This is a genomic window from Bacillus sp. 22-7 (genome assembly GCF_010628845.1).
Taxonomy (GTDB): domain Bacteria; phylum Bacillota; class Bacilli; order Bacillales; family Cytobacillaceae; genus Cytobacillus; species Cytobacillus firmus_B.
The window spans coordinates 112,143-124,546 of the sequence record NZ_NJQY01000016.1; the positions used below are offsets into that span (position 1 = coordinate 112,143).

At 41.4% G+C, this 12,404-nt stretch carries 14 protein-coding genes and 1 other annotated feature; all 14 genes read right to left on the reverse strand.

Going from position 1 to position 12,404, the window contains the following annotated elements; all coding sequences use genetic code 11:
• Positions 1–63: 63 nt before the first annotated feature.
• Positions 64–248 (reverse strand) — a binding site (T-box leader).
• Positions 249–319: 71 nt separating this feature from the next.
• Positions 320–1,072, reverse strand: a complete 753-nt coding sequence (gene recO, locus CE058_RS14215) for a DNA repair protein RecO (protein WP_163143478.1) — start codon at positions 1,070–1,072, stop codon at positions 320–322.
• A 30-nt stretch (positions 1,073–1,102) separates the two neighbouring features.
• Positions 1,103–1,246, reverse strand: a complete 144-nt coding sequence (locus tag CE058_RS14220; protein WP_009332996.1) for a YqzL family protein — start codon at positions 1,244–1,246, stop codon at positions 1,103–1,105.
• Positions 1,247–1,403: 157 nt separating this feature from the next.
• Positions 1,404–2,318, reverse strand: a complete 915-nt coding sequence (gene era, locus CE058_RS14225) for a GTPase Era (protein WP_048011157.1) — start codon at positions 2,316–2,318, stop codon at positions 1,404–1,406.
• The gene (locus CE058_RS14230) at positions 2,311–2,754 is read right to left on the reverse strand and encodes a cytidine deaminase (RefSeq protein WP_163143481.1); all 444 of its coding nucleotides are present in this window, start codon (positions 2,752–2,754) and stop codon (positions 2,311–2,313) included. Before CE058_RS14230 ends, era begins: the two co-directional genes overlap by 8 nt.
• Positions 2,755–3,101: 347 nt before the next feature.
• A complete protein-coding gene (locus CE058_RS14235; RefSeq protein ID WP_163143483.1) occupies positions 3,102–3,494 on the reverse strand; it encodes a diacylglycerol kinase family protein in 393 nt (130 codons plus the stop codon).
• Positions 3,472–3,942: an rRNA maturation RNase YbeY gene (ybeY, locus tag CE058_RS14240; protein ID WP_163143486.1), complete on the reverse strand. Its 471-nt coding sequence runs from the start codon at positions 3,940–3,942 to the stop codon at positions 3,472–3,474. Before ybeY ends, CE058_RS14235 begins: the two co-directional genes overlap by 23 nt.
• Entirely contained in the window at positions 3,939–6,131 is a 2,193-nt protein-coding gene (locus CE058_RS14245; RefSeq protein WP_163143489.1) for an HD family phosphohydrolase, read from the reverse strand. The genes ybeY and CE058_RS14245 overlap by 4 nt, the downstream gene beginning before the upstream one ends.
• Positions 6,132–6,357: 226 nt before the next feature.
• A complete protein-coding gene (locus tag CE058_RS14250; RefSeq protein WP_163143492.1) occupies positions 6,358–7,323 on the reverse strand; it encodes a PhoH family protein in 966 nt (321 codons plus the stop codon).
• The gene (yqfD, locus tag CE058_RS14255) at positions 7,320–8,513 is read right to left on the reverse strand and encodes a sporulation protein YqfD (RefSeq protein WP_163143496.1); all 1,194 of its coding nucleotides are present in this window, start codon (positions 8,511–8,513) and stop codon (positions 7,320–7,322) included. Before yqfD ends, CE058_RS14250 begins: the two co-directional genes overlap by 4 nt.
• Positions 8,514–8,531: 18 nt before the next feature.
• Positions 8,532–8,822 carry a sporulation protein YqfC gene (yqfC, locus tag CE058_RS14260; RefSeq protein ID WP_035331147.1) on the reverse strand — a complete coding sequence of 97 codons (291 nt, stop codon included), beginning with the start codon at positions 8,820–8,822 and terminating at the stop codon, positions 8,532–8,534.
• A 62-nt stretch (positions 8,823–8,884) separates the two neighbouring features.
• Complete coding sequence (locus tag CE058_RS14265) at positions 8,885–9,364, reverse strand: cell envelope integrity TolA family protein (protein WP_163143499.1); 480 nt, start codon at positions 9,362–9,364, stop codon at positions 8,885–8,887.
• Positions 9,365–9,398: 34 nt separating this feature from the next.
• Positions 9,399–10,397 (reverse strand): flotillin-like protein FloA, encoded by a 999-nt coding sequence (gene floA / locus CE058_RS14270; RefSeq protein WP_163143501.1) that lies wholly within the window; start codon positions 10,395–10,397, stop codon positions 9,399–9,401.
• A gap of 20 nt (positions 10,398–10,417) precedes the next feature.
• The gene (locus CE058_RS14275; protein WP_163143504.1) at positions 10,418–11,749 is read right to left on the reverse strand and encodes an NfeD family protein; all 1,332 of its coding nucleotides are present in this window, start codon (positions 11,747–11,749) and stop codon (positions 10,418–10,420) included.
• A 205-nt stretch (positions 11,750–11,954) separates the two neighbouring features.
• Entirely contained in the window at positions 11,955–12,398 is a 444-nt protein-coding gene (locus tag CE058_RS14280) for a GatB/YqeY domain-containing protein (RefSeq protein WP_095245646.1), read from the reverse strand.
• Between the last annotated feature and the right edge of the window lie 6 nt (positions 12,399–12,404).

Here is a 12,404-nt window from a genome sequence, read left to right on the forward strand (position 1 = left end):
TCCGCTCCAGGCTGCTCACTTTTCCTGCGGAACATAAAAAACTCCCGTCTCTATGCCAAATGGCATAGGGACGAGAGTTACCCGCGGTTCCACCCTATTTGCTGCGAGTTTGAACGCAGCCTCTTTGGTTGTCAATAGACAAAATTGCTCCAGAGCGCCCTTCCTTAACTATCCATACCCGGCTCCCACTGTCCCGGGTTCGCTTTAATGAGAAAAAGTTAAGTACTCTTCTCCTTCACAGCAATAATATTTTATTAATTTGAATCATAGCGGAATCACATTGGATTGTCAATCTTTAATAAAAAGCAAGACGAGCTCATTACATCAGATCATTAAACTTGTCCATTTGATTCAAAAACTTCTTAGTCTTAAGGCTTAAGCCGGAATACTCTTCATAATAAGCAGAGATAATCTTTTTCAATTCAGCTTTGGTTTCCGGTTTAACAGAGATATTGCCGAGCCTGGACAAGTCAAAAAAATAAAACAGGCGCAGCAGCTTAATTGTCGCCTGTGATACTTTATAATGGTAAGGATCCTTATCAAGACAGCGGTGACAAATGAGGCCGTTTTCCCGGATTGAAAATGCAAAATGCCCGTCAGTGCTTCCGCAGACAGAACATTGATCAAGAACTGGATATAAACCCAAACCGTTCAGCATTTTCATTTCATAAATGTTCGTGAGAATCTCCGGATCATATTCTTCGTTTATTAAATTTAGCGTTTGATGCAGCAATTCGAACAAAAATGGGTTGGGCTTCTTATCCTCACTGCTTTTATCCGTTAAATCGACAATATAGCTTGCATAAGCCGTAAGAAAAATATCTTCTTTAATAGATCGCATGGATGAAATCATGTCACCCTGCTGCAGGGTGCCCAGACCGCTTCCGCGCTGAACTAAAAAATTCCCGTATGTAAAAAGCTGGGTGACAGCAGCAAGTCTGCTGTTCGGTTTTTTCGCTCCTCGTGCCATCACACCAACTTTTCCCCATTCACGGGTATATAAAGTAACTATCTTATTTGTTTCACTATAATTAGTTGTCCTGATGACAATGCCTTCACATTTATCAAGCAACCGTGACACCATCCCTGTCTTTCGACAAACCTATGAGATGGGAAAATCAGCTTCTGCTAGCTCTTCGTCATTGCTGCCGGGTATATCCTGAGTTTCCTTTTCTAGCTCCTTGAAGAGAAGATATGTGTCAATGTTTCCTGTCTGGGAAAACACTCTCCAGGTAAAATCCATCATCGAAAACCCCACCTTTCAGTTATTCAACTAGCAATTCTTTATCCCAATACATTTATCTATATCATAGCCTGTCTTTGTAAAATCATGAGACGAAAATATTGTCAATCACCTGTATGCATATAAACCAGAAATGGATAATACTTTAATTAGGGCTGGTTCAGTACTCATCTTCACGGAAGCCAAAATCGCGGAGCTGAGACATTTTATTGCGCCAATCTTTCTGGACTTTGACCCATAGCTCCAGAAAAACCTGTGATCCAAGAAGATTTTCAATATCCACCCTTGCTCTTTTTCCGATTTCCTTGAGCATTTTTCCTTGCTTTCCAATGACAATGCCTTTCTGGGAGTCACGTTCCACAATGATCGTAGCCATGACATGAACGACATCTTTATCTTCGCGGCGCTCCATTTTATCAATAGTTACAGCAAGCGAGTGCGGTATTTCCTCTCTTGTTAGATGCAGCGCTTTTTCCCTGATCAGTTCAGAAACGATAAATCTCTCAGGGTGATCTGTTACCTGATCAGCAGGATAAAACTGCGGCCCTTCCGGAATATATTTTTTAATCTGTTCTAAGAGCGTCTCTACATTATTGCCTTCCAAAGCAGAAATGGGGATAATTTCACTGAAATCGTACTTTTCCTTGTAAGACTCAATAATTTTAAAAAGTTCATCTGGATGCACCTGGTCAATCTTATTGATCACAAGGAAAATTGGCGTACGGACTGACTGAAATTTCTCAAGTATGAATTCTTCACCGCGTCCAAAGCCTTCCTGGGCATTTACCATAAACAGGATGACATCCACTTCTTTCAGTGTGTTTTGGGCAACTTTCATCATAAAGTCTCCCAGTTTATGCTTTGGCTTATGGATTCCTGGCGTATCAATAAAAATAAATTGTGCGTCATTGGTTGTCAGGACACCCTGAACTTTATTGCGCGTCGTTTGCGGCTTATCACTCATAATGGCAATTTTCTGCCCAATTACGCGATTTAAGAATGTTGACTTTCCAACGTTTGGTCTGCCGATTATGGAAATAAAGCCTGATTTGTGTCCTTGTTGTGTATTATTCATGTAAGTCCTCCGGTGAAAATGCTCCTGGCAGTAATTCTTCAACTGTTAATTCTTTAATATCCCCTTTTAAGTTGGTTAAAACAACTTTCATTTCAGGCGGACATAATTCGGATATTACCTGTCTGCATGCACCGCATGGGGGGACAGGACGGTCTGTGTCAGCAACAACAGCAATGGCTGAAAAGCTTTTTACGCCATCAGAATATGCTTTGAAGAGCGCAGTTCTTTCAGCGCAATTGCACATGCTGTACGCTGCATTTTCTATGTTGCAGCCGTGAAAAACCTGACCGTCACTGCTTAATAGCGCCGCTCCCACTTTGAATTTTGAATATGGCACATATGCTCTATCTCTTGCAATCATTGCTTCCTGTATTAGTTGATCGTTATTCACAAATATTTCTTCCTTTCCTGTAAAACGGAGCTGCTCCCGATGCAATCATGGGCCTTGGGGCTCGCAAAGCTTCTTTCTGTGAAAAGCAGCCGCTTCTCTTTTATTTTACAACATTTTACTTTGATTTTCATCGTTTGTAGCAAAATCGTAATTAAAAAATTGAATTTTCTAAAAATATGTAGGCTGTTTAAATTTTATCTGCCCATTGTTTTCTAAATGGCATCCCTCAAAATCTCCCCGGCCTGTGAAATTTAATGCTGTTCTGTCATTTTAGCTGATTCAGTGAACGTTTTCAAACTCATGCCTGATAATTCTCAGCAGATTACGGTCAGCCTTTATCATTTATATAGAAAAAGCAAAAAAGCAAAGCTGCCCATTCGGACAGCTTCACATTACTGCAAAAATATCAGGATTTTAGGGAGGAATATTACTCCGCCTATTATTACACTTATAATGGCAAACACCAGCACCGCTCCAGCGGCTATATCCTTCGCCTGTTTGGCAAGGGGATGGTAATCTTCTGTTGCCAGATCCACAGCCCTTTCAATGGCTGTATTCAGCAATTCAAGTGAGAACATTCCCCCGATGGCCAGCAGAATGATCATCCATTCAAACCGGGTAATGCCAAAATATATTCCAGAGAACATGACAGCCAGGGATACTGCCAAATGTATCTGCAGATTCCTTTCATTCAATAACGCTGTTCTAATTCCGGAAAAAGCAAACACAAAGGATTTGAGGACATTGTGTTTTCGGACTTTTTTATCTCGTGAGCCCGAATTCATCAAGAATATCCTTCTGGCGGGAAAACATTTTTTTCTCATCATCCGGATTTTCATGATCATAGCCAAGAAGATGAAGGAAGCCATGGACCGCCAAAAAGCCAAGCTCCCTTATAAAAGAATGTCCATATTCCTCCGCCTGCTCCTTCGCCTTAGCAGTGGAGATAATGATATCCCCAAGTACCCGCGGCATATCAGCACCAATCAATTCAATTTCACCTTCACCCAGCTCTTCCATCGCGAAAGAAATAACATCTGTCGGCCGATCTTTATCCCGGTACTCCCTGTTGATTTCGCGAATGCGCTCATTTGTCACAAAAGTAATGGATACTTCGCTTTCAGGCTCTACGACTTCTTTTGAAGCCGCAAAGTTAATTAACTCTTCAATTTTGGCTATATCATTTTCATGAAGCTCATTCGTTTCGTCTAAAAAATCAATGCTTAAATTCATGCCTGTTTCACCTTCTGTTTTGTCATTTCAGGATACTCAATACGTGAATGGAAAATTCCGTTTAACGTTTCACAGAACGAGTGTGAAACGGTTTCCAGTTCTTTTAAGGTTAAATCACATTCATTCAGCTGTCCATCCTGAAGCCTGTCTGCGATTATCTTTTTGACCAAATCCTCTATTTGCTCTGTTGTAGGATGTGCCATTGAACGGACTGCAGCTTCTACGCTATCCGCAATGCCGATGACTGCCGACTCTTTTGATTGCGGTTTAGGTCCCGGATAGCGGTAGTCCTCTTCTTTTACCTCAAGGCCATTCTGTTTTGCTTTATAGTAAAAATATTTCAGCAATGTTGTTCCATGATGCTGTTCGGCAATATCCACTATCTCCTTAGGCATCTTATGTTTTCTCAGCATTTCAGCCCCATCTGCGGCATGGGCGATAATAATGTTCTTACTGGTCTGAGGAGGAAGCCGATCATGCGGATTTTCAATATTCACCTGATTCTCAATAAAAAATTGCGGCCGTTTCGTTTTGCCGATATCGTGATAATAGCAGCCCACCCTCGCCAAAAGACCATTTGCTCCAATAGCTTCACAAGCTGACTCGGAAAGATTTGCAACCATTACACTATGATGGTAGGTTCCGGGAGATTCGGTCAGTATCTTTCTCAGCAGCGGATGATTAGGATTGGAAAGCTCAATCAGCCTCATAGTAGACAAAATTCCAAATCCCGCCTCAAAATATGGCAGCAGGCCAATCGCCAGGACAGCAGAAGAGATACCTGAAATCAAAGCTATGACAAAGTAAAATCCATATTCTATCGTTTCATAGTGGCCATTTCTTAAGAAAAGCATTGAAAAGATAACAAGGATGTTAACTGCAGAAACAAATAAACCAGCCTGCAATATTTTGGAGCGGCGATTCTGCTTACTCAAAAACAATATGGCCGCCAAGCCGCTGCAAAGGATATAAATGGCTGATGTCAGCTGGAATGTTCCTGTAACACCTTCATTAAAAATGATGCTTCCGCTGATAGCCATAATAATTGTGTAGTACATTGCAAGCTTTTCATCGATCAGTATTTTGATCAGCATAGCTCCCATGGCTGCAGGGTAAATATACCCTATCTCTGAGTAATCAGCATATTGGAACAGGCTGATGACCTTCATAAGCAATATCGATAAGATAAAAACAAGGCTGAACAACAATAAATAGCTTTGCTTTAATTCCCGCTGCACATTCAATTCGTGGAAATAATAGTATAGGGCTGATAAAACGATGACAATGATCAGAGATAAGCCGATAAAAGGCTGAATCGAATTAACACTGTCAAGAAGTCCTGCAAGTTCAAGCTGTCTGTATATGTCCCTGCTGATCAGCTGATTTTCTTCAACAATGATCTGTCCCTGAAGGATTTTTACAGGCTCCACACTCTCGATAGTCTGCTGCCGCAATTCTTCCGTAGCAGCAGGATCATAAAATTGATTTTGATATATTGCATAGCGGCCCAGCTCAATTGCGGCTTTTTTTAAATCTGAATTTAAGCTGGTGAACTTCAGTTCTTCTTCCACACGCTTCTTCGCGTTCTCCACCTGTTCAGCCGGAATTTCATTATTCATTATTTTATTGATGGCAGTGACAGTAAGGTCTTTCGCAATGCTCAGTTCCCCCTCCTTTGCCTGCAGCAAAGCAAGGAAGACGCCATCAGTTACTTCACGTGTTACGTCATCAGTGAGTTTTTCTTTAACCATGGATAGTTTATCTTCAGGACCAGGAGCGGAAGGGTCTGGTGCCTCTACATCTTTGCCGGACTCAGTTGCAGCAGCTTTCTTTTTCTCATCCATCACTTCTTTTACTTCTTCATTCACTTCCGATACGGATCCAAAAATGGAGGTAACCAGGTCAACTCTGTTTTGTGCAATCTCTTTTTTTACAACGTAAATATCCTTAACATTATTTTCTGCTTCTTTTCTCTTTCTTTCTGTGCTTGCTTTATCCTCTATTGTTATAGGTGACCTTATTGTCTGTTCAGCCACAGAGAACAGACTCAAATCCAGCTTTTCAGGCTTCACATTGCTATACATGGAAAAATACATAGCAACACCCAATAGAACAAATAAGAGAACACGAAAAAAGGTCATATTAAGTAAATTTCTGATTGTCGTCATACTCTGCTGAAGATTTGGCACATTTACCCCTCCTGTCCTGGGTAAAAAAACTTCTATTACACTTTAAATAGTTTAATTTTAATTATGTAAAATCATAACAGTTTTTCTAATGGTTTTCACCAATGAAAAATGGCCTATCTAATAACAGGTTACCTAAACATTTCATTAATAGCAAATAATTCCATAGTAATTAATTTCCGATTTTAGCAGCTAAAGAAAAAACCGCCAAAAAAGGCGGCTTATAGGTTCATTGGCTATCTTCTTTTTGGTATGCCTGAATAATCCTGGCCACAAGCGGATGCCGCACAACATCACTTTGTTCCAAATGAACGAATGATAGTCCGCTTACACCCTTGAGTATGTCTTCTGCTGCGATTAGTCCTGATTTGACACCCTTTGGAAGGTCAACCTGTGTTCTGTCTCCGGTAATAATCATTTTTGAACCAAAGCCCAGTCTGGTCAGAAACATCTTCATTTGCGCCTGAGTTGTATTTTGCGCTTCATCCAGAATGACAAAGGCATCATCTAAGGTTCTTCCGCGCATATAAGCCAGCGGTGCAATTTCAATCGTGCCTCTTTCAATCATTCTTTGCGTATGCTCTGCACCTAATATATCATGCAAAGCATCATACAAAGGCCGTAAGTAAGGATCTACTTTTTCCTTCAGATCCCCCGGCAGAAAGCCAAGGCTTTCCCCTGCTTCGACTGCAGGGCGGGTAAGAATGATTCTTTTCACATTCCCATTTTTCAAAGCATTGACAGCCATGACAACTGCCAAATACGTTTTTCCTGTTCCTGCTGGCCCTATGCCAAAAATCAGGTCATTTTGGCGGATTGCATGAATGTATTGACGCTGTCCTAATGTCTTAACACGAATAGACTTTCCTTTTGCATTTTTGGTGATCTCTTCTTCGTATAAATCGCTGAAATACTCTAGTGTTCCCTTGTTTGCCATTTGAAGAGCATACATAACATCTCTCTGGCTTATATTTATTCCTTTCCGGATAACATAAAGCAGTTTATCCAGAACCTTTCCAGCCAATTCTACCTTCTCCATTTCACCAGACACATAAACGGATTCTCCCCTGGTTACGATGGAGACATTCAGTTCTTGCTCAATAATTTTTAGGTTTGCATCTGAATTGCCTAATAATGCAATGGCTTCATTAGGATCTTCAAGTTGCAGGTTCATTGTTTTCAAGTCTTCTGTCATTCCGAATCTCCTTGAATAATTGGTTGTCCTTCTGCAATATTCTCAATAATTTGGAAATGTATTGCTATAGTTACTTTACCATTGTCAATTGATTGGTGCAAAACTTTTTCTCCCTTAACTTTAGCATTTTCATCTAAGCTGCTTTTTATTTTTTTTCTCGCCAAATCTTTCGCAGCTTCAAAAGCCTCTTTATTGGAATATATTCTGGTGACTTGCTCTCTTTCACGGAATGTCTTGTTTACATATGAAACAGGCAGTTCCCATTTCAGGAACTTTACTACTTTCTCATTTTCCTCTAATTCATACTCTTCAAACACCGGTTTCCCAAATCCCCATATAGGAATCTCAAGATTTCCGATTGTGATGCTATGCTTTAATTTTTCATTGCCGCTGAAGACTTTGAATGTGCTCTTAAGCGGAAGAATGACTTCCGATTTATACCAGGTCTCCCCGAAAACCTCCCCTTTTGAAGGAACAGTCTCCGTTTGGCCCTCTTTCCCGATTATCCCGGAGACTAAAAGCTGTCCTGGCTGAACATGATCATGAATATCGACGACCGGACGTCCTTCTTCAACAAACATTTCTACAATGACGGCTTTCTTCTTGGCTACCAGATGACGCGGACTTAAATACTCGGGCTTCTCAGGTTCATTTTTCTCAACTACCTGTAAATGGTAGGTTGTCCCTTTTAACTCCACGCCAACCCAGGTTATTGCCTCAATATTATTGGATAGCGTCCGCTGAATAGACTCCACGTTATCTACAAAGAACTGCAGCTTTCCTTTTTTAACCCCCATCTTGTCCAACTCTTTGATGATCTGATATTCAGTCGCAGGATTTGCCCCCTTAATCTCTATGCCCCAAACCATATTGGATAAAAGGAGAATGACAGCAAAAAACGCGAGGGCACCAGCTGCAAATCCGCTGTTTTTCAGCAGCCTTTTCATAAGGAACGGTGCTCCTGCCCGCTGCAGGAACTCGATTCTGCAATCGCTGTTCCTGGCGTGGCTCCTTATTTTTTTTGCATCTTCCAATTTCATTTTGAAGGTGACTGATTGCGTGCCATGGTTCTTTACATTCCAGATGTTGATTCCGCTGCGGGTAAGTGCATTAATAAATCTTTCTATTCCTTTCCCGCTTGCTTTAACTGTAACAAGGCCCCTGTAAAATTCAATCCACTGGTTCTTCATTTCCTTCCCCCTGAATTCTTAATCAGTATCTGTAATATAAGTTACTGAATCAATTTTTCCCTCGAGCAGTATTTCTTCCGGCAGAATCGTTTTTATGACGAAGGCTTTCCCTCTTATTAAAAGCTGCCCCTGCTTTAATAGCAGTCTTAATTCCTTATCTGAAAAAGCCAGTAATCCCCTGTGATTTTCTATATAGATATGGATTTGCCCGATCATTGTAATGCGGGGCAGATCCATCATGACATCTTGAGGAAGCTCCATATTTTTAGTCATCCAGCCGCGGACGAATTGTCCCCACTTTTTTGCCATAAAAAAAGAACCCCCTTTCATCTCATATTTATGAAATGAACGAAGGTTCTAGCACTTATTTTTTACCGCTTTCTGTTGAGGGACCTATGAGGATTTTTTGATCTTGGAGGTCCAAGAATCTCAGACCAGATAATCCCGTCAACAAGCGACTGTTTCTGCGGCTCAAACTTTCCGGCTCCTGAGGCTTCCACCGGGTATCCTGTTTTTGCATTGGCTGCTGTTCTCGATATTGCGCTTGCTTTTCTTTCAGCAGCTCTCTGCTGGCTCTGGAGAGCCTTCATGCTTTGTTCTGCCTGCTGTTTACGCTGTCTGTAATCTTCCTCTATTCTTCTGGATTTCTCGGTCAGCTTCCTTTTTTCCTCTTTCAGCACTTCGGCCAAAGCAGGATCTGCAGAAGTTCTTTCCCCCTGTGCCCGGTTCTCTTGCTGTACTGAACGGGGAGCCTGTTCAACGGGCTTCTCCTCCTTCTTTTTTTTGAAAAAGGAGGAAATGAAAGCTATGACAGCAATTAGAATAAAAGGATTCTCCAATAAAAATTCCAAGAGAGTTTCCTCCCTTCTCCCTTTATGGGATCATTTAGTCATTTTTCCGGCCATTTTTGCCGTCGTCACTCATATTGCCGATTGAATCCCTCATTTCGGTATCAGCCGAGATGTTCTGGATATTCATATAGTCCATTACCCCGATATTTCCGGAACGCAGCGCTTCTGACATGGCAAGCGGCACCTGTGCCTCTGCTTCCACAACCTTCGCTCTCATTTCTTCAACACGGGCTTTCATTTCCTGTTCCTGAGCTACGGCCATAGCACGTCTTTCTTCGGCTTTAGCCTGGGCAATCTTCTTGTCTGCTTCAGCCTGTTCAGTCTGAAGTTCTGCACCAATATTTTTGCCGATATCCACATCTGCAATATCAATCGAGAGGATTTCAAAAGCAGTTCCAGCATCCAGACCTTTTGAAAGAACAGTCTGAGAAATCATATCCGGATTTTCCAAAACCTTTTTATGATTATCTGATGATCCGATTGTAGATACGATTCCTTCCCCGACACGCGCCACGATTGTTTCCTCTCCAGCTCCCCCAACAAGGCGGTCAATATTGGCCCTTACAGTAATTCTGGCCTTTGCTTTTACCTCAATACCATCCATCGCCACCCCTGCAATAAAAGGAGTTTCAATTACTTTAGGATTAACGCTCATCTGTACTGCTTCCAAAACATCTCGGCCTGCCAAATCAATAGCGGCACTTCTCTCAAAACTTAAATCGATATTTGCACGATGGGCTGCAATCAATGCATTCACAACCCTGTCAACATTACCTCCGGCTAAATAATGGCTTTCCAGCTGGTTTGTTGATACATTCAGCCCTGCTTTGTGTGCCTTAATTAGCGGGTTAATAACACGGCTTGGTATAACCCGGCGAAGCCTCATCCCGATTAATGTAAAGATACTGACTCTGACACCCGCTGCCAATGCTGATATCCACAGCATAACCGGTACAAAGGTGAATAATATCCCCAGCAATATAACACCGAGTACAACGGCAACCAATATTGCTACTGTTCCTGCTTCTAACATAATCTTACCTCCAGATGATTTTATTTATCTAAATCAAGCTTAGATATTTCTCTGACAACAATACGCGAACCTTCCGCTTTAACAACTTTTACTTTTGCCCCTTTGAGGATAAAGGCTCCCTCACTGACAACATCAATTCTCTCATCGCCTATAACTACAGTACCTGAAGGCCTTAGAGCAGTAAGAGCATAACCCTCAAGGCCAATCAGTTCAAGCCTGCTCTTATTTGAGATATAACCTTTTTCAGTATTAGTGCTATCGGTTAAAATAATTTTTTTAAAGAATTTCATCTTTTTACCAAACACCTTTATCATTAATATAGATGCCAATATTGAAACTCCCATAGCAATTAAAATAGACATTCCCATATGGGCCATATTATCCGAAGCCAGGAACAGACTCCCCAGTATTGCTGCTATACCGGCTATTCCCGCAATTCCTCCAGGAAGGAAAAACTCAGCTATTATTAAGCCAATGCCTATTACAAACAGAATTAAGGTCTCATATCCTGCCAGCCCGGCGACCATATGGCCATAAAAGAACAGAAGCAGGGACGACAATCCCATTAATCCGGGGATGCCGAAACCCGGTGAATACAGCTCCAGAACCAGCCCGAGGCTTCCAATGGATAATAGAATTGGTATAACGACAGGGTGCGTAATAAAACGGGCAACCTTTTCTGCAAAGCTTTCATCAATTGTCTGTATATTAGCTTCACTAAATCCGAGCACATTCAGTAACTCCGCCCTTGAGTCTACCGTGCCTTCCGAATACCCTACCTGCTCAGCCTGTTCAGCTGTGAGGGTAAGCAGCTTTCCTTTAGGTGCCCCCAATTCAGGCAGATCCACCGATTCATCCGCCATAGCAAGGGCGTAAACAGGATCTCTGTCCGTTTGTGAGGCCGCACTCTGCATTGCCGCAAACCAGTATGATTCTGCTTTCTTGCCAGCGGTATTTCCCTGCTGGTCAATAATTGCGGCTGAACCCATTGTTGAACCAGGTACCATGTATATTTTATCCGTATTCAAAGCTATATAGGCACCTGCAGATAAGGCCTGCTTGTTGACAAAAGATATTGTTTCTACATTTGTTGAGGTTAACAGCCTGCCAATTTTCCCGGCTGCATCCACTGCCCCTCCGGGTGTATTTATTTCAAATATTATGGCTGATGCATTTTCTTCTTCAGCTGTTTGCACCGCTCTATTTAAAAAAGCATATAGCCCTTTCTCCACCGTTTCTTCGATAGGAACAATCAGCACTTTTTCATTATCGGCTTTTCCTTGAAAAGGGCTTCCCAGCAGCAGCAGGGCAAAAAACAATGCAAAGGCGGTTATTGCTCTTCTGGCAATCAAATCTTTCCCCCCTTTATCCGCAAAAATGATTTCTATATGTATGTACGATTGAATCATTAAAAAGTTTCATTTTTATTTAATTCACAAATCTGCTACTGCTTTAGTATAACCTAGAAGCAAGAGTAATTCATTCAACCCGGCCTTTGCTGTTACGAAAGTAAAAAAGACCGTCAGCCATTGGCTTTCGGTCTTTTAATGCATAGTTTTATGAAAGGTGTTGTTGTACAAGTTTATTTATTAGTGATCCATCTGCTTTGCCTTTTACCTTAGGCATGATTGCAGCCATCACTTTTCCCATATCAGCTTTTGAAGAAGCACCTGTTTCTGCAACTGTTTCTGCAACAATTTTTGAAACTTCATCTTCAGAGAGCTGTTTTGGCATATATAATTCGACATACTGAAGTTCAGTACGAATTTTTTCAACAAGATCTTCACGACCTGCTTTTTCAAATTCATGGAGGGAATCCTTGCGTTGTTTAACTTCGCGAGAAAGGACAGTTAGCTCCTGTTCTTCGTTTAGATCTTCACCAAGCTTGATTGCTTCATTTTGAAGCGAAGCTTTAATCATGCGAATAACAGTAAGCTTTTCTTTTTCTTTATTCCTCATCGCTTGTTTCATATCTTCATTTAAACGCTCGAGAAGACTCATTACATA

Excerpts from the sequence above, each read along its gene's own strand:
- CE058_RS14220 (WP_009332996.1), bottom strand. The coding sequence starts at position 1,246 with ATGATGGATTTTACCTGGAGAGTGTTTTCCCAGACAGGAAACATTGAC.
- era (WP_048011157.1), bottom strand. The coding sequence starts at position 2,318 with ATGAATAATACACAACAAGGACACAAATCAGGCTTTATTTCCATAATC.
- CE058_RS14235 (WP_163143483.1), bottom strand. The coding sequence starts at position 3,494 with ATGAATTCGGGCTCACGAGATAAAAAAGTCCGAAAACACAATGTCCTC.
- ybeY (WP_163143486.1), bottom strand. The coding sequence starts at position 3,942 with ATGAATTTAAGCATTGATTTTTTAGACGAAACGAATGAGCTTCATGAA.
- CE058_RS14250 (WP_163143492.1), bottom strand. The coding sequence starts at position 7,323 with ATGACAGAAGACTTGAAAACAATGAACCTGCAACTTGAAGATCCTAAT.
- yqfD (WP_163143496.1), bottom strand. The coding sequence starts at position 8,513 with ATGAAGAACCAGTGGATTGAATTTTACAGGGGCCTTGTTACAGTTAAA.
- yqfC (WP_035331147.1), bottom strand. The coding sequence starts at position 8,822 with ATGGCAAAAAAGTGGGGACAATTCGTCCGCGGCTGGATGACTAAAAAT.
- floA (WP_163143501.1), bottom strand. The coding sequence starts at position 10,397 with ATGTTAGAAGCAGGAACAGTAGCAATATTGGTTGCCGTTGTACTCGGT.
- CE058_RS14280 (WP_095245646.1), bottom strand. The coding sequence starts at position 12,398 with ATGAGTCTTCTCGAGCGTTTAAATGAAGATATGAAACAAGCGATGAGG.